We start from the raw sequence: 16772 nt of genomic DNA on the forward strand, positions 1-16772 counted from the left end.
ATGGATTATTACGAACTGCTGGAAGTCTCGCGCACCGCGAGCGCCGACGAGATCAAAACGTCTTACCGCAAACTGGCCCTGAAGTTCCACCCCGACCGCAACAAGGAACCGGGCGCCGCCGAGCAATTCGCCAGGATCAACGAGGCCTACGCGGTGCTCTCGGACCCGGAAAAGCGCGGGCACTACGACCGCTTCGGCAGCGCGCCGGGGGCGGGGATGCCGGGCGGCGACCCCTTCGGCGGAATGGGCTTCGATCCGATGGACATCTTCGAGCAGCTCTTCGGCGGGCTGGGCGGGCGCGGGGGTCGCCGGGGTCCGGCCCGTGGCGACGACATCGAGACGGAAGCGCGCGTCACGCTGCTGCAAGCCCGCGCGGGCGACGAGATCGAGGTGGAGGTGGACCGGCTGACCACCTGCGAGCACTGCCACGGCAGCCGCACCGAGCCGGGGGGCAAGCCACCCAAGACCTGCCCCACCTGCGGCGGCCTCGGCGCCGTGCGCGCGCAGGCCCGCACGATCTTCGGCGTGGTGGAGACGCAGCAGCCCTGCCCCACCTGCCGGGGCGAGGGCCAGCTCATCGAGGACCCCTGCACCGTCTGCAAGGGCCGGGGCCGCACGCTGAAGGCCGAGAAGGTCAAGGTCAAGCTGCCGCGCGGCATCGACGAGGGGTACCGCATCCGCGTGGCGGGCATGGGCAACGAGGGGCCGGGCGGCAACGGCGACCTGTACGTCCATATCGAGATGGAACCCCATCCGGACCTGCGCCGAGAGCAGGAACACCTGATCTACACGGCGAATATCGGCTTCGCGAAGGCCGTGCTGGGCGGGCAGGTCACGGTGCCCACCCTCGACGGCCCGCAGACGGTGGAAGTCAAGGCGGGCACCCAGCACGGCGACCTGCACCGCCTGCGTGGTCAGGGGTTACCCCGCCTTCAGGGGGCCGGAACCGGCGACCTGATCGTGGAGTACGAGATCGCGGTGCCGAAGCCCGGCCAACTGACCCCCGAGGCCCGCGAGGCCCTGAACGCCTACGCCCGCGCCGTCGGGGACGAGGTGAACGAACACCGCGAGGGCTTTTTCGACAAGGTCGGGAAGATTTTCCGGGGCGAGTGACCGGGGCGGGACGGCGGGGGGGAGGCGCGAACGGGGCGCTTCCTCCCCGCTGTCTCTCTGGCAAGAACGTGGCCTGACTGTCCCGTGACAGGGACGTGAAGGGACAGGTATGCTGCTGTGCGGTCGTCTCCCCGCGACACTTCCCCACCTTCCCCGGAGGTATTCCACCGTGACCGTGTCCGAACCCGCCGTGTCCGAATTCGCCCTGGCCGAGCGTCTGGCCCAGAGCCGCCGCCGACCGCTGCTCGTGTTTTCCGGGCAGAGCAACCGCCCGCTGGCGCAGGCCATCTGCGACAATCTGGGCATCCCGCTGGGGGCCAGCAAGACCGAGAAGTTCACGAACGACAACATCATCGTGCATTACGAGCAGTCGCTGCGTGAGGGGGACGTGTTTATCGTGCAGTCGTTCAGCACGCCGGTCAGCGACGCGATCATGGAACTGCTGCTGATGATCGATGCCGCCAAGAGCGCCTCGGCGGGCCGCGTCACGGCCGTCATCCCCTACTACTCCTACGCCCGCAGCGACAAAAAGGACAGCCCCCGCATCTCCATCGCGGGGCGGATGGTCGCGGACATCATCCAGGCGGCGGGGGCGGACCGCGTGCTGACCATGACGCTGCACTCGCCGCAGGTTCACGGCTTTTTCAAGGTGCCGGTCGATCACCTCTCCGCCGACCGCGTGTTGAGTGCCCACTTCAAGAAGTGCGTGCCCAACGCGCAGGAGGGCGTGGTGCTGGCGCCCGACGCGGGCAGCATCAAGCGGGCCAGCCAGATCGCCCGCCGCCTCGACTGCGGCCTCGCCATGATCGACAAGGAGCGCTTATCGGACACCGAGGTCCGCCCCCGCGCCCTGATCGGTGACGTGGAAGGCAAGACGGTCTTTATCGTGGACGACGAGATCAGCACCGCCGGGAGCCTGGTCGAAACCGTGAACATCGCCCGCAGCATGGGCGCCAAGGACGTGTACGTGGCGGTCACGCACGGCGTCTACACCGGCCCCGCCATCGAGCGCATCGCGGCGCTGGACGTGACCCAGGTCGCCAGTACCAACACGGTCTATGTCTCCGAGGAGAAGATCAAAGCCTCGAACGGCAAGCTGGCCGTGCTGGACGTGTCGCCGCTCTTCGCCAACGCCATCGCCAACATCCACACCGGGGAGAGTGTCAGCACGCTGTTCGAGTGAGGGAGGATGGGGAGGCGTTCGCACGTCTGGAGTGCCAACACGAGGGGAAGACCGCCTACGGGTCTTCCCCTCCTCCTTTGATCCGATTCAGGCTGTCCGTCTGGGCCGCCCCCACGCCCTCAGCCCCACCAGCAGTGTCACCGCCGCCAGCAGCGTGAGCAGCAGCCCCGAGTGCCCGACCGCCAGGAACGCGAGTGGGATCAGGGCGGCGACAATCAGCGGCGGGAGGTACGCGCGCCCGAGGGCCAGCACGCCGAACACCAGACCGACCAGCGAGCCGAGCGGCACGGCCAGGACGGGTGGCAGGTACGCGGTCAGCACGCCGCCCAGCGCGAAGCCGACCGCGAGGCCCAGCACCGCCCCCGCCAGCCGCAGCGGGGGCAGGGGCAGGTGGCGCAGCAGCGCCCATACAGAAGCCAGCAGCGTGGCCACCAGCAGCGCCAGCGGCTCCATCAGCCCGACTTTCGCCAGCATCTCGCGGACGCTGCCCTGCGCGAACACCACCGCCACGTTCTGCGCGGTGATCACGTCCTGAAGCTGCCAGCGCAGCGTCTGCACGCCCCCGAACGCCGAGCGGGTGATGGACGTGGGGTAGAGGCTGTAGCGCTCGAACTTCGCGGGCCGGTCGGCGGTCACGGTCAGATCGAGGTTCCGCAGCGGCTCCCGCCGGTCCGAGAGGTTGTAACTCCAGCCGCGTGACCCCTGATGCCGGTACGTGACGTTCACCCGCACGGTCTGTCCGGCGGGGACCACGCCCTCCCAGACGCTGCCTTCCCGCAGATCGCTGGCGCGGTAGCTCTGGCCGTTCACGGTCAGCCGGAAGCCGCTGAGGGTGCCGCTGCCATACGGAAGCGGGAAGACGAATCGCACCGGCGCGGCCTCCTTACGCGGGTTGGTGAAGGCGTAGTCGGCGGTAAAGGTGGCGTTGTAGTACGTCCCCCGCCCGCCCGCCGGGTCCACGAAGCGCAGGTCGGCGCGGGCACGGGTCGTGTCCAGCCCCAGCGGTTCCTCGGTTTGCAGGGTCACGTCGCGGGTGTAGATCAGGTTCCGGCCCCGCCGCGTGAACCCTTCGCGCAGGTCCTGCACCGTCAGGCCGGGCGGGTTCCCGAAATAGGGCAGTAACGTTTCCCAGCCGCCGTTCAGGTTCAGCCGGGCGTACACGTCGGCGGGCAGCACCAGGCTGCGCGAGTACGTGCGGGTCGTGAGCAGGCTGACGCGCGGGGCCGACTGCACCGTCTGTCCCCCCGCCGGGTCCGCCGCGTTCGCGTAGCGGGCATTCAGTTGCGCGCCCAGCCGCACGTCCACCGCCCGCCGCGTGACCTGCGTGACGAGGGCCCCCGCCCCCACCGCCAGCGCCACCAGCACCCAGTGCCCCAACCCTGGCAGCCGCGAGCCTGCCCAGTTCAGCCCGGCCCGGAACCGCTCGCGGTCCAGCAGACCGACCAGCAGCAGCGCCAGGAGCAGGGCGCCGAGCGTGATCGCCAGCGGCACGGCCAGGCCAGCCAGCCAGGAGAGGGCGTCAAGCAGGGCATTCAGCGCGGTATGAACCATACGGGCCTCCGGAGAGAAAGTTTTGAGGGATGTACTCTTCCGAGTATGTAGCTCAAAAGGAGGTCGGAACTCGTCCGTCTTTTGGTGGAGCCGGAGGCATGAAGCTTTGAGTTTAAAGCAGTTGATTTTTTAAAGCATATTCTCCAGACTGAAGGCATGTCCTCCACCCCACCGGTCCTGCCTGCGTTCACGCACGTCGGCCCCGTCACCCTGCTGGCGCGTGATCTGCCGCGTCTGGCTGACTTCTATGCCACCCTGCTCGGGCTGACCCCTCTCACGCAGACGGCGGATTCCGTCACGCTCGGCGCGCACGGCCAGCCGCTGGTGCGCCTGCTGGCCCGCCCCGACCTCCCCGCGCCGCTGCCCAGCCGCCCCGGCCTGTACCACACCGCCTTTCTGCTCCCCACCCGCGCCGACCTGGGCCGCTGGCTCGCGCACGCCGCCCGCCTGGGCCTGCGCCTGGGCACGGGCGATCACCTCGTCAGCGAGGCGATTTATCTGACGGACCCCGAGGGCAACGGCATCGAGGTCTACCGCGACCGCCCCCGCGGCGAGTGGACCTGGGAAAACGGCCAGGTGCGGATGGACACCCTGCCGGTCGATGTGCAGGGCGTGCTGGACGCTGCGGAAGGAACCGCCTTCGAGGGGGTGCCCGCCGGGACCAGCGTCGGTCACGTTCACCTCAAGGTCGGCAATGCTGCCGAAGCGGCCCGTTTCTACAGTGATGCCCTCGGCCTGGACGTGGTATCGCACTTTCCCGGCGCCAGCTTCCTGTCCTGGGGCGGCTATCACCACCACCTCGGCCTCAACGAGTGGCACTCGCGCGGGCAGGGGAGGCCCGCTGCCCCCGCGACCGGCCTGGGCGGGATCGAATTCGTCACATCTGACCTCGCGCCGTTGCGGGCGCATCTGCTGGCCCGTGACCTGGCCCTGGAGGACGGCGGCGAGGCGCTGAGTTTCGTTGATCCCTGGGGGAACCGCGTCACCGTGCGAGAAGCTCAGGGCTGAGGAGTAGGCTGGAGCATGTTGCGCCCTGTCCTGCTGACCTGCCTGTCCCTGGTTCTGGCCGCCGCGGCTGCGGAGGTGGCGGAAATTGGCGTCTGGAAAGCAGGCTGGGGAGAGGCGCGGTTGACGCCGGGCGGGATACGGTCGCCGGGCGGGTTGCGGCTGGACGATCAGACGCTGCGGCTGGACGCCTCGCACTTCGCGCGGCTGACCCCGGGCGAGCAGAGCGAAACCTACACCCTGACGGTGCTGGACGCCGCCGGTCAGGTGCAGGCCCGGCGCAAGCTGGACAGTCCCGCGCTGTCCTCTCCCGACTTCTGGGGGACCGTGCGTGGCCCCTGCGTGCAGGACCGGGCACCCGGGCCGCACCTGACCTGTTACTCGCCCGATCTCAAGAACAGTTGGGTGAAGCTGTCCGGCGAGTTCACGCTGGTCACGCGCGACGGGCAGGCCGCCTTCCTGGCCGCCACCCCCTCGCAGGACCGGTGGCTGAACCTTACGCGGGTCGATCTGAACAGTGGAAAGCGCGTGGTGTGGCGCGTCGCCGCGGGGGCATCCGGCGAGTCCGCGCCGCAGCGGGCCGACCTGCCCCAGGCCCGCGCCGAGAATGTTGAAGCGGGCGTGGTGCGGGAGCTGCCGGGCGGGCGGCTGCTGGCCTGCGTGCGGCCCGGGCTTTCCAGGGCGGGCTGCCGCTATGATGTGCTCGACGCGCGAACCGGCACCCGCCGCGCCTCCCTCGCCGCAGCGGACTACAACACCCATTTTCTCAAGGATGACCCCGAGGCCAGCCAGAACGGGACGTACCTGGCCGCCTACGGGAACACCGTTCATCTGTGGGACACCGCCAGCGGGCGCGAGCTGCTGGCCCTGCGCGATCCCGCCTGGACCGGGGCCTTTGCTCCCCGCGCGTGGGTCGAACCGTTCGAGGTGCTGTTCACGCCTGATGGGAAACAACTGGTCGTGCTGGTCACCGATGAGGACTGGACCCCGCAGCGCGCCTTCGTCTATGCCCTCCCGTCCGGGAAGCGCGTCACTTCCTTTCCCCTCGCGTCCCGCTAGACTCGGCCGCATGAGTGAGCAGGTCGGGGTAGCGTGGGTGCGGGTCGGCGCGGAGGCGGAACTGCCGGAGGGCAGCCAGACGGAAGTCACGGTGGACGGTGTCAGCGTCGTCGTCGTGCGCTACGAGGGCCAGTTCTACGCCCTGCGGAACAATTGCACCCACAAGGACTACCCGCTGCTCGGCGGCGAGGTGAGTATGGGCCGGATCACCTGCCAGAAGCACGGCGCCAAGTTCGAGCTGAGCACCGGCAAGGCCAAGACCCTGCCCGCCGTGAAACCCGTGAGAATCTACCGCACGCTCGTCGAGGACGGCGAGGTGTACGTCGCGCCCCTGTAAGGTTGGCCTGCTGGTGGCTGCGGGGTGGCGGCTGGGCGCTGCACAAGCCCTCGCAGACATGGCTGACGCCGCGCGTGGTCCTGCCTGCCCGCGCCCTGATTCGGGTGTGCCGCACGCGCGGGTGGAGGTTGCGCCGCCTCCGCCTGCACGCCTAGCGGCCGGAAGGTCCCGGCAGGGTCAGAGAGGCCGCCGCGTCATCGACCCTTTTTGGTCAGCCGCCACAGCGTCACGGCGTTGGAGATCAGCAGCAGCGCACACAGGATGGCGAAGGGCACGTTCCCCTTCTGCACGAAGCGAATGGTCAGGATGCCCCACCCGCAGACCAGCGCGACCACCAGCCAGACGCGCCATGCGGGAGCGTTCACGGGTTCCTCCGGGTCTTCATGGCCCCAGCGTAGCGTTCCCGGCGGGGCGGGGCGTCCCGGGGTGAGTGGAAAAAGAGGTGCGGGAGCTTTTGCTTTGGCTCCCGCTCCTCCTGACCCCTTACGGCTTTCCCCCCAGCACCGCCCGCACCGCCGCCTCCGCGTTCAGCAGGCCCCGGCCGCAGCTTTTGCGGGGGTCGGGATCGCAGCGGCCAGCGGGAAAGGGCGTGACCGTGCGGGTCAGGAGGTCGCGGACCTGGGCGGGGGTCAGCGTCGGCTTCAGGCCGAACAGCAGGCTGGCGACACCCGCCGCGTGTGGAGCGGCAAAACTGGTGCCGTCCGGGGCGCGTTCCCCGCCGGGGCCGCTGACACTGCTCGCCGGGATGCCGTGCCCGGGTTCGCCACCGGGAGCGGCCAGGGCGACACTCGCGCCCCAGTTGGCGTAACCGGGCCGCTGTCCGGCCTCGGTCACGCTGGTGACGGTCAGGACGTTGCGGCACCCGGCAGGGGTGTAGCCGCTTGCGTCCGTGCCGTCGTTCGCGGCTCCCGCCACGACCAGTGCTCCGCGCGCCGTGACCGCGTCCACCGCCGCCTGAATCCGCGCGTCGCACCCAGTCAGTGGGATGAAGTCCGCGTACAGGCTGAGGTTCAGCACCTTCGCGGGGTTGGGATTGACCGGCACGCCGGGCACGCTCAGGCCCGCCGCCCACCGCAGCGCGTCCGCGAGGTCCTGCGGCGCGATCATGCCGTCCGTCCCCCCCACCCGGATCTGCACTACGCGCGCCTGCGGATTGATGCCCGCCATGCCGCGCCCGTCATGCGCCGCGCCGATCAGGTTCCCAATGATCTCGGCGTGGTAGGCGAACGGGCCGACGCCGCTGGCATCCGCGTCGCGCCCGTCGCCGTCCCCGGCCCGCGCGGGGTCCGAGACGAAGTCGTAGCCGTTCACCACCCGCCCCGCGAGTTCCGGCGAATTCACGAAGCCGGTGTCCAGCACCGCGACCGTGACCCGCGCGCCCCGTCCGGTGGCCGCCAGTTGCGCCCAGGCCCCCGGCGCGCGAATCGCCTGGAGGTTCCATTGCCGAGGGTAGAGGGGATCGGCGGGCCGGTAGACGGCCGGGGCAGCGGTGGTCGGAGTGGGCGCAGGCGAGAGCGGCACCAGCGGCGGCGCGGGCAGCGGGCGGGCCGGTTCCGGGAGCAGTTCCGGCCAGGGCGAGGCGGGTACGCTGGACGAGGGCGGCAGCGAGGATAGGGGCAGCCCCGGCGCGGCGGAGGCCCCAGCCCACACGAGCGCAGCGGTGAGCAGAACGGACGGCAGAACCCTCATCCACCCAGTCTCGCGCACCGGCCTGACGGGCGGCTGAGGGAGAGCCGGGCGGAGGCAGAGGGGCGCCCCCTTTAGCATGACCGCATGACTTCTCAACAGGGAGCGCCGCGCGTGATCGTCCTCACCGGGGCTTCGAGCGGTATCGGGCGGGCGACGGCCCGCGAACTCTTCTCAAGGGGACACCGGCTGGTGCTGGCCGCCCGCCGCGCCGGGGAACTCACGGCCCTGGCCCGCGAACTGGACCCCAGCGGCTCGCGCGTGATCGCCGTCCCGACCGACGTGACGGAGGACGCTTCCCGCCGCGCGCTGATCGAGGCGGCCCGCGCCCACTTCGGACAGGTGGACGTGCTGATCAACAACGCGGGCGTGACCGTCGAACGCGGCTGGTGGTGGGACGACCCCGACCCCCTGCGCGTGCTGCGGGTGAACCTGGAGGCGCCCATCGAACTCACCCGGCTGGTCCTGCCGGAGATGCGGGCGCGGGGGGAGGGCCACATCGTCAATATCGGTTCGGTGGCGGGCCGAGTGCCCTTCAACGGGATGTACTCGGCCAGCAAGTTCGGCCTGCGCGGCTTCTCTCAGGCGCTGCGGCGGGAAGTGTTGGGGACGGGCGTCCACGTCAGCCTCGTCTCGCCCGGCTTCGTCCGCAGCGAGATGACCCGCGCCGCCCGCCTGCCCATGCCCGGCCCCAAGGTGATCGCCCGCGCCGTCGCGGATGTGCTGGACCGTCCCCGGCGCGAGGTGATCGCGCCCGGGGCGTACCGCCTGCTGGTGTTCCTCGATTCGGTCCTGCCCGGCGTGATGGACCGGCTGGTGCCGCCCGTCTTCCGCCGGAGGTACGCGCACCGCCGGAAGTAGGGAAGAGGGTCACCCCCCGGCATTCCCTTCACAAAGGCGCCGCCCTCCGCCCCGAGTCCGTAGACTGACCGGCAGATGAACGCCGCCAAGACCTCCTTCAAGGCGCTTCAACCCGCACTGGAACGGGCGCTGCAAACCGTGGACCGCGCCTTCAGCGGCTACGTGCAGCCCCGCCGGGCGCGCGGCAAACTGATCTTGCAACCCTACGTGGGCTGGGGCACGCCGCAGAACGTGGAACTCACCGGGCGCGTGCTGCTGCCGCGCACCCTGGCTCCGGCCAGAAAGGGCGACCCGCGCTGGCGCAACTTCCGTGCCGTCCTGCGCCGCCTGCTCTCGCGCGAGGTGGGCGGCGTGCGGGTGACGGGAATCCTCGGCGGGACGACGGCAGGCGCCGTGAGTGACAGCGACGGCTACTTCACCCTGATCTTCGCGCCCCCTGAACCGCTGGCGGGCGGCTGGCACGAGGCGAGCCTCGCCATCGAGGGCCGTGAGGGCACCACCCGTGCCCGCGTGCAGGTCGTGGCGGACGCCCGCTTCGGCATCATCAGCGACCTGGACGACACGGTGATCCGCTCGGACGTGACCAGCCTGCCGCGGATGCTCTTTACCAGCCTGACGGGCAATGCCCGCACCCGGCTGCCCTTTCCCGGCGTGGGCGCGCTGTACCGGGCCCTCACCCGCGACGGCGAGGCGCGCAATCCCATTTTCTACGTGTCCAGCAGTCCCTGGAACTTCTTCGACCTGCTGTGGCAGTTTCTGGACTACCGCCGCATTCCGCTGGGGCCGCTGTTTCTCCGCAACTGGGGCTTCGATCTGCTGAAGGGCCACGGCGGGTACAAGCACGGCGTCATCGAGCACATCTTCACCCGCTTTCCGCACCTGAACTTCGTCCTGATCGGGGACAGCGGCGAGAAGGACCCCGAAATCTACGCGGAGGTCGTGGGCCGTCACCCGGGCCGCGTCCTGGCCGTCTACATCCGCGACGTGACGGGGGCCGCGCGCGACCGGGGGGTTCTGAAGCTCCGCGAGGAGGTCCGCAAGGCCGGTGTGGACCTGGTCCTGGCCGCCGACAGCCTGAACGCGGCGAGTCACGCGATGGCGATGGGCCTGATCACGCCGGGCGAGTTGCGGAGCGTGCTGACGAGCGTGGCGCGGACGTACGAGACGTGAGCGCAGAACCTCTGCGTGACGCCTGATCCCAGCGTCAGGTGATACGGACTTCAGGTGCGGAAAGCGGGTCAGCCTTCGGCATTCCCGATAAGGCAGGCGAGAGGCCGTCCCCGAGCCTCCGGCCAATGGAGAACCTCCGCCGTCTTGTTCGTTTGTTCTGGAATCAGAGCACGTTGGGATGAGTTCGGACTTCACCACCAGCAGAGCGGGCCAGAGGTCCGCCCCCTGACCCGCCCCACTCGGTCCCTGCTTATCCCTGTGAGCCGTTGCTCCCCCGGCGGCCCCGGCGACGGCGGCGGCGTTTGGCGTCCGCGTCGTTGCCTGCCTGGGCCGTGTCCGTCTGCACCGGGGCCTGCTGCGCCTGCGCGGGTTGCGGCCGGGAGGCGCGGCCTCCGCCCGGCTGGCCCTGTTCCGGGCGGCCGTTCAGGTTCCGCACCGCGCCCCGGTCATTGCTGCCGCGTGAGAAGCCCGGGCCACGCCCACCCCGGTCGCTGCGGTCGAAGCCGCGCCCGCCGCGTCCACCGTTCTGCCCGTCTTCGGGGGGCATGTTGTCCACCGTCCAGTCCCCGAAGTACATGCGCTGCACGGTGATGTTCACGGGCCGCAGGTGCTCGTTGCGGGGCCGCTCCAGCGTGATCACCCGGCGCTTGAAGCCGCCGCCCTGGCGCAGCGGGGCGCGCCCGCCGGGCTGGTTCCCGTCCCGCTGCCCCCCTTCGCGCTGGCCCTGGCCACGTCCGCCGCGGCCCTGACCCGGCTGGCGGGGAGGGCTGCTCTGCACGGCGGGTTGCGGGTCGTCCAGCGTGAACTTGCGGGGGGGCGTGGTGCTGACGCTCTGGAGCTTCTCGCGCTTTTCCGCCTCGCGGTCCTCGCGGCGGCGGGCGCGGGGCCGGGTCGTGTTGTCGTTGCCGTCCATGTCGTTCTCCTGGGTGAAATCGATTTGCCGGGCCAGGGGATTGACCTGGCTGATGGTGACGGTCACGGGATCGCCCAGGCGGAAGGTGCGCCCGGTCGAGCGGCCCCGCAGCATCTGCGCGTCCTCGAGGTAGATGTAGTAGTCGTCGTCGAGGTTGCTGATGTGCAGCTTGCCCTCCACGCCGTTCTCCAGCGCGACGAACAGACCGCTCGACACCACGCCCGCCACGTTGCCGTGGAACGTCTCCCCGAGGTGCTCCTGCGCCCACTTCGCCTGGTAGTACTTGGTGAGGTCGCGTTCGGCCTCGGCGGCCTTGCGCTCGCGTTCGGAGGTGTGTTCGCCCATCGCGGGCAGCTTGGCGCGCAGTTCGCCCACGGCGCGGCTCCCCGCCTTCAGGTCGCCCGACAGCACCGCCTTGAGGACCCGGTGAACGAACAGGTCGGGATAGCGGCGAATCGGGGAGGTGAAGTGCAGGTACTCGGCAAAGGCCAGGCCGAAGTGGCCCAGGTTCTCGCCCGCGTACTTCGCCTGCTGCATCGAGCGCAGCAGCAGCGTGTTCACCACACTCTCGCGCGGCGTGCCCCGCACCGCCTTCAGCACCGCCTGATAGGCCTGGGGTGTCGGCTCCCCGCCGGGGAACGAGAGGCCCAGCCGCCCGAGGGCCGCCGTCGCGTCCTGAAAACGCTGGAGGGTGGGTTCCTCGTGGATGCGGAAGAGGGTGGGAATCTCGCGCTCGATCAGGTAATGCGCGACCACCTTGTTGGCGAGCAGCATCAGGTCCTCGATCATGCCGCGCGCCGTCTCCTCGCGGATCGGGATCAGTTCCATCCGCCCGTCCGGCCCCACGTCCACCTTCACCTCGCGCAGCTTGAAGTCCAGCGACCCCTCGCGCAGCCGCTTCTGGCGCAGCTTGGTCGTGATCTTCAGCAGCAGGTGCAGGTCGCCTTCCAGGTGGCGGGCGTGTTCGGGCAGCGTGGAGGTCGCCTCCGAGTAGGCCTGCACCTCGTCGTAGGTGAGGCGGGCCTTGCTCTGGATCACGCTGGGGACGAGCCGCACGTCCAGGATGTCGCCCTCGGCGGAGAGTTCGATCATCGCCGTCATGGTGAGGCGGTCCTCGTAAGGGACCAGGCTGCACACCCCGTTGCTGAGGTGTTCGGGCAGCATCGGCAGCACGCGGCCCGGCAGGTAGACGCTGGTGGCGCGGGCGTATGCCTCCTTGTCCAGCGGCGTGCCCTCCCGCACGTAGTGGCTCACGTCCGCGATGTGGACGCCCACCACGAAGGTGCCTTCCGGCGTGGGCTGGATATGGATGGCGTCGTCGAAGTCCTTCGCGTCGCGCCCGTCCACCGTGAAGATGTTGAACTCGCGCAGGTCCAGGCGGCCCAGCAGGGCTTCGGGCGGAATCTGCGTCGGGATGGCGTCGGCCTCTTCCAGCACGTCCACCGGGAACTCGCCGCGCAGACCGTACTTCACGATCACGGCTTCCGTCTCGGTTTCCGGGTCGTCCTGCTCGCCCAGCACGCGCATGACCTGACCGAAGACCTCGTCCTCGCCGGTCTGCTCGGGCCAGAAGAGTTCGGCCACGACGCGGGCGCCGCTTTCCAGCCCCTCCAGCCCTTCGGGGAGCAGCAGGATGCGGTGGCGGGCGCGGGGATCGTCGGGCTTCAGGATGGGGTGGCCCTTGCTGAATTCCAGGGTGCCCACCAGTTGCCGGTACGCGCGCTGGACAATGCGGGCCACGCTGGCGCGCGGGCTGCCGTCGCCGCGCTGGCCCCGCCGGGGACCGCCGCCGCGTCCGTTGTCGCCCCGGCCTTCCATCCGCACCAGCACGGTGTCGCCGTTCCAGGCTTCCAGCGTGTCTTCCGGCGCGACGTAGAAGTCCTCGCCGCCCGAATCGGGAATCACGAAGCCGAAGCCTGCGGGCGACGCCTGAAAGCGGCCGCGCACCAGGCTCATCGCTTCCGGCAGGCCGTAGGTGCGCCGCCGCGTGCGGATGACTTCGCCCGTGTGGGTCAGGTCGTCCAGCAACGCCTCCAGATCGCGCCAGTTCCCCAGGCGGTCGAGCATCTGGCGGGTAAAGGTGCGTTCCAGGTCGCGGACGTGGATGGGACGGCCCAATTTGCGGAGCTGCGCGATCACCAGCTCGCGGGCGGGGTCGGCCGTCTCTTCGGCCTGCTCCTCCCCCTCGTCCGGGTGCGTGAGGAGGACCGGGGACGCGGTTTCCGGCGAGGGGAGGCGGCGGGGAAGATCCACTTCCTCCATCAGCATCGTGTCCACCACCGGCTCGGGGGTATCCGCCTGGGCATTCCCGGTGACGGTCAGCGTGGCCTCGGCGTCCGCGGCTGGCTCCTCGACCTCCACGGGTTCGACGCCACCCAGAACAGCGTCAAGCGGCACTTCTGGCAGGGCCGGGGTGAGTTCGGTGGCCGCTTCCGGCGCGGCTGCTTTGGGCTTGCGGCCCCGGCGAGTCTGACCTCGGGGGGACTTCGGCACTTCCAGCAGCACGGGATCGGTCGGTTCTGCGACGGGTGGAAGGACCTCCGGGGTGGCCTCGGCTTTGGGTTTGCGTCCGCGCCGCGCCTTCGTGGGTGCAGGTTGTTCTTCGGCGGGAGTCTCTGCCGTCATGGGTTCCGGCCCGCTCTGGACCGGTTCGGGCTGGGGCTGCTCGGCGGCCTGCGCCTTGCGGCCCCGGCGGGGGGCGCGGGCGGGGGCTTCCGGCTGGGGGGCAGGCTCGGGGAGTGTTTCCTCAGCCGTGACGGCAGGCTGGGCCTCCGCCTTCGGCTTGCGGCCACGGCGGGGCTTGGGAGTGGTTTCCGTGTTCGTGTGGCTGGCAACCTCGGCGGCTTCGGCCACCGGGGTCTGGGGTTCAGCAGCGGCTCTGGTCTTCCGCGTGTTGCGTTTGGGGGCGGCGGGCTTTACGGCTTCGGCCACCGGAGACTGCGCTGTCTGGGTCTGAGAAAGGGTGTCGGCGGGTTCGGCGGGAGCGGACGACGGGGCGGCACTCTTTGGCCTGCGCCCGGTCCGGCTCCCGGTCTTCTTCTGTTCTTCGGCGGGGGCATGGTCCGGCGTCTCGCCCTGGGCCACGCGCTCCTTTTTCGCTCTCGGCATTCCTCACCTGTCAGGACGCCCGTGGGGTGTGCTCATTGGGATGCGGCGGGCCACCTTCCTCACGTGCGCCGGTGAACTGGCATTGCGCTGGCATGGTGGTGGCCCCAGGCGTGCATCTCACCCACGGGGTAGAGGGGTCGCTTGTCTCGGGCTGCCTCCGACCCGGCCCGCCTTGTGACGGTTGACGGCGCGGAGACGCTGTCCTGTTGCCCGGCAGCAAGGGCAGTCTATCACGTGTTCCCAGGTCACGTTTCTGCATGAAGTCGCCTTTAGCCGCCGAGGTCCACGGTTCCCGTCAGCGGCGCGTGGTCGCTTAGCCGGGCGTGCCGGTCCACCCACAGCTCCCGCACCGGCACGCCCGCCGCCAGCAGGTAATCGATCCGCCAGCCCACGTCGTTCGCGTAGGCGTTCCCGCGGTTGCTCCACCAGGTATATTCGCTGCGCTCGCCCAGATGCGCGCGGTGCGTGTCGCTGAGGCCGCAGGCGAGGTGGGCGGTCATCCACTCGCGCTCGTGGGGCAGGAAGCCGCTGTTCTTCTGGTTGCCGCGCCAGTTCTTCAGGTCCGGCTCGCGGTGCGCGACGTTGTAGTCGCCGCCGATCACCAGCGGGAGGCCTCCCGCCAGCGTGGCTTCGGTCCAGGCGTGGTAGTCGCCCAGCACCCGGTCCTTGAAGCCCTGCCGTTCGGGACCGCTGCTGCCGCTCGGCAGGTACACGCTGGCAAACCGCACGCCCCGCACCACCGCGCTCAGCACCCGGCCTTCAGCGTCCATGTCCGGGTGGGCCATCCCCGCCCGCACGTCCGAGAGGGGATGCAGGCTGAGGAGCGCCACACCGCTGTATCCGGCCTTCTGTGCCGGGAACCACGCCCCCGCGTAGCCCAGGTCGGCCAGGGCCTCCGGCATCGGGTCGGCGCGGACTTCCTGAAGCAGCAGCACGTCGGGGCGCTCGCGGGCCACCCAGTCCGTCAGACCTTTGCGGAGGGCACTCCGCAGGCCGTTCACGTTCAGCGTCGTGACCTTGAGGGCGGAGGGGGCGGGGTGGGGCATCGGTGGAAGACCGGCCATCGCTGGGAGAATAGCGCGCTGGGCGCCCCCTCAAGGAACGCTCAGCCAATTCGTGTGCCGGGTACACCCAATGTCGGCTACGCTGGTCGTACCATGTCCGAGATCAAGTTCCGAAACGAGACAGACGGCAGCGAGTTCCCGATGACCCATCCCCGGGCCGCTCGCGTCCTCGCGGACGTGCGAACCTGGGCGGACCACAACGGCTTCGAACACGTCACGTTCTGGCGTGATCCCGAAGACGAACACAAGCTCTGGGTGCAGCTCGGCGAGGACCGCCTGAACTACTGGATTCCCGACAGCACCTTCACCGAGGGCAGGCACGAGACGGTCGAGATGCAGCTCGACTACGCGCGGGGAGCGCAGCGGCGCAGCGCGGCGGGGTACGACAAGTTCGACAAGTAGGCGCAGCGGGGAGAGAGGCAGAGAGCCGTCTTAACGCTTTCTGCCTCCTGCTGTCTCGTCTTCAACGGTGAGGTGGAGCGTGTCCTCCACTGGGAAGCCGCTCGCCTGGCCGCTCAGACCGTAGCTGGCGGCGAGGGCGCGCGCCGCTTCTGCCGTGACCGTGACGGGAAGGTGGAGATGGCGGGCGTTGGCGGCAGGCGTGGCCGTGGGTTCTGCCTGCCCCAGCGCCCGCCACGTTGCCCGGAGATGGTCGGGACCGTGCGCCGCCACGATCAGCCGACCACGGGGCCGCAGCACGCGCCGCGCTTCCGCCAGGGCTGCCGCCGGGTCCGCCAGGTGGGCCAGCACGCGCACCAGCAGCGCGGCGTCAAACGAGGCCTCCGGGAAGGGGAGGGCCTCCGCCTGGCCCGCGAGGATGCTCTGGCCGGGCTGAGGATCGAGGCCGACACATTTCCCCTGGTGGCCCTGTTCCCGCAGTCGGGCCAGCAGCCGCCCGTCCCCAGCGCCTATATCCAGCACGTCCGCTCCCGGCGTGAGGTCCAGCATGGCCAGCAGCGGCTCGAAAGGCCAGTCCACCCCGGCCAGGCACGAGAGCAGAGCGTCACGGGCATCCAGAGACACAGGCAACAGCTTAAGGTCGTGCTTTGCTATGTGGGAGCCTCGGCTCACCGTCCAGAGCCGAGTGCCTATGCATCCTTTAGTTGGGAGGAACGCTTACGTTTCAGGCCGGGAGCGCAGGACAAAGTTGGCCTGTGTCGGCTCCGGGGTGGTGCGGCGACGACCGCCCTCCCACCTCACCTTCCAGGCCCTTTTTCAGAAAGCAGGTTTTGCGTGAAACTCTCCAACATCATGTACATCCTCGGTTTTGCCTCGATTCTCGTGTCGGCGGGCAGCTTCGCCAGCGGCAAGACCGACGACGGCGAGAGCGGCAACGAGAAGCAGCGCAGCGGCCTTTTCGTGGGTTTCTGGCCGCCCACGTTCTTCCTCCTGGGCAAGATCATCGAGGACCGCGAGAACAAGGGCCAGAACATCCTGACGGGCGAGTAAAGCCAGGCAAACGCGGGGGACGTGGGTTGGTGATCACGTCCCCCGCTTGCTGCCGGGTTGCTGAAAAGGTTACCTGGGGAAGCAGCCCGCTGGCTTCACGATCCTGACGGTGCTGGCGGGATGACGCTCCAGGGCCGCCGCCGGGCGAACCGGACGGGCGACCAGATTCCCGCCGCAGTTCGGGCAGACCCGCGACAGCTTCCCGGCGCACTCGTCACAGAAGGTGCATTCGAAGGTGCAGATGTTCGCCCCGGCCTGCTCTGCCGGAAGAGC

16 protein-coding genes (1 of these 16 running past the window's edge) are annotated in these 16772 nt (G+C 69.8%); 9 read left to right on the forward strand and 7 right to left on the reverse strand.

Features of this window, described 5'->3' with window-relative positions; all coding sequences use genetic code 11:
* Both dnaJ and E5F05_RS08960 read left to right on the forward strand, forming a co-directional pair.
* Nucleotides 1–1113: a molecular chaperone DnaJ gene (dnaJ, locus tag E5F05_RS08955; RefSeq protein ID WP_129118278.1), complete on the forward strand. Its 1113-nt coding sequence runs from the start codon at nt 1–3 to the stop codon at nt 1111–1113.
* Nucleotides 1114–1282: 169 nt separating this feature from the next.
* Entirely contained in the window at nt 1283–2296 is a 1014-nt protein-coding gene (locus tag E5F05_RS08960) for a ribose-phosphate diphosphokinase (protein ID WP_241687098.1), read from the forward strand.
* 87 nt (nt 2297–2383) lie between these two features.
* On the opposite strand, the gene E5F05_RS08965 is transcribed toward E5F05_RS08960, so the two are convergent.
* Nucleotides 2384–3847, reverse strand: coding sequence for a hypothetical protein (locus tag E5F05_RS08965; RefSeq protein WP_129118279.1), 1464 nt, complete (start codon nt 3845–3847; stop codon nt 2384–2386).
* Nucleotides 3848–4003: 156 nt separating this feature from the next.
* On the opposite strand from E5F05_RS08965, the gene E5F05_RS08970 reads away from it, so the two are divergent.
* The 3 genes from E5F05_RS08970 to E5F05_RS08980 are packed head-to-tail and all read left to right on the forward strand — an operon-like array spanning nt 4004 to nt 6248.
* Nucleotides 4004–4855, forward strand: a complete 852-nt coding sequence (locus E5F05_RS08970; protein WP_129118280.1) for a VOC family protein — start codon at nt 4004–4006, stop codon at nt 4853–4855.
* Nucleotides 4856–4870: 15 nt separating this feature from the next.
* Complete coding sequence (locus tag E5F05_RS08975; protein ID WP_129118281.1) at nt 4871–5911, forward strand: WD40 repeat domain-containing protein; 1041 nt, start codon at nt 4871–4873, stop codon at nt 5909–5911.
* A gap of 10 nt (nt 5912–5921) precedes the next feature.
* Entirely contained in the window at nt 5922–6248 is a 327-nt protein-coding gene (locus E5F05_RS08980; protein ID WP_129118282.1) for a non-heme iron oxygenase ferredoxin subunit, read from the forward strand.
* Between the two features lie 194 nt (nt 6249–6442).
* On the opposite strand, the gene E5F05_RS21315 is transcribed toward E5F05_RS08980, so the two are convergent.
* Together E5F05_RS21315 and E5F05_RS08985 are read right to left on the reverse strand one after the other, a co-directional pair.
* Entirely contained in the window at nt 6443–6613 is a 171-nt protein-coding gene (locus tag E5F05_RS21315) for a hypothetical protein (RefSeq protein ID WP_164973407.1), read from the reverse strand.
* Between the two features lie 118 nt (nt 6614–6731).
* Nucleotides 6732–7937, reverse strand: coding sequence for a S8 family serine peptidase (locus tag E5F05_RS08985; protein ID WP_129118283.1), 1206 nt, complete (start codon nt 7935–7937; stop codon nt 6732–6734).
* 84 nt (nt 7938–8021) lie between these two features.
* Here E5F05_RS08985 and E5F05_RS08990 point away from each other — a divergent pair, with 84 nt between their 5' ends.
* Nucleotides 8022–8795 carry an SDR family NAD(P)-dependent oxidoreductase gene (locus tag E5F05_RS08990; protein WP_129118284.1) on the forward strand — a complete coding sequence of 258 codons (774 nt, stop codon included), beginning with the start codon at nt 8022–8024 and terminating at the stop codon, nt 8793–8795.
* Nucleotides 8796–8870: 75 nt separating this feature from the next.
* Nucleotides 8871–9965: an App1 family protein phosphatidate phosphatase gene (locus E5F05_RS08995; protein WP_129118285.1), complete on the forward strand. Its 1095-nt coding sequence runs from the start codon at nt 8871–8873 to the stop codon at nt 9963–9965.
* Between the two features lie 250 nt (nt 9966–10215).
* On the opposite strand, the gene rnr is transcribed toward E5F05_RS08995, so the two are convergent.
* Together rnr and E5F05_RS09005 are read right to left on the reverse strand one after the other, a co-directional pair.
* A complete protein-coding gene (gene rnr, locus E5F05_RS09000; RefSeq protein WP_129118324.1) occupies nt 10216–13503 on the reverse strand; it encodes a ribonuclease R in 3288 nt (1095 codons plus the stop codon).
* Nucleotides 13504–14255: 752 nt separating this feature from the next.
* Complete coding sequence (locus E5F05_RS09005; RefSeq protein ID WP_129118286.1) at nt 14256–15050, reverse strand: exodeoxyribonuclease III; 795 nt, start codon at nt 15048–15050, stop codon at nt 14256–14258.
* Nucleotides 15051–15143: 93 nt separating this feature from the next.
* Between E5F05_RS09005 and E5F05_RS09010 the strand changes: the two genes are divergently transcribed.
* Nucleotides 15144–15452, forward strand: coding sequence for a hypothetical protein (locus tag E5F05_RS09010; protein ID WP_129118287.1), 309 nt, complete (start codon nt 15144–15146; stop codon nt 15450–15452).
* 30 nt (nt 15453–15482) lie between these two features.
* On the opposite strand, the gene E5F05_RS09015 is transcribed toward E5F05_RS09010, so the two are convergent.
* A complete protein-coding gene (locus E5F05_RS09015) occupies nt 15483–16073 on the reverse strand; it encodes a class I SAM-dependent methyltransferase (RefSeq protein WP_129118288.1) in 591 nt (196 codons plus the stop codon).
* 210 nt (nt 16074–16283) lie between these two features.
* On the opposite strand from E5F05_RS09015, the gene E5F05_RS09020 reads away from it, so the two are divergent.
* A complete protein-coding gene (locus E5F05_RS09020; protein ID WP_129118289.1) occupies nt 16284–16499 on the forward strand; it encodes a hypothetical protein in 216 nt (71 codons plus the stop codon).
* A gap of 69 nt (nt 16500–16568) precedes the next feature.
* On the opposite strand, the gene E5F05_RS09025 is transcribed toward E5F05_RS09020, so the two are convergent.
* On the reverse strand, nt 16569–16772 hold the 3' portion of the coding sequence (locus tag E5F05_RS09025; RefSeq protein WP_129118290.1) for a DUF1272 domain-containing protein. It continues 39 nt past the right edge of the window; 204 of the gene's 243 nt are visible here — the last part of the coding sequence; the start codon falls outside the window, past its right edge — the gene reads right to left on this strand; its stop codon occupies nt 16569–16571.

The organism is Deinococcus metallilatus (assembly GCF_004758605.1).
Taxonomy (GTDB): Bacteria; Deinococcota; Deinococci; order Deinococcales; family Deinococcaceae; genus Deinococcus; species Deinococcus metallilatus.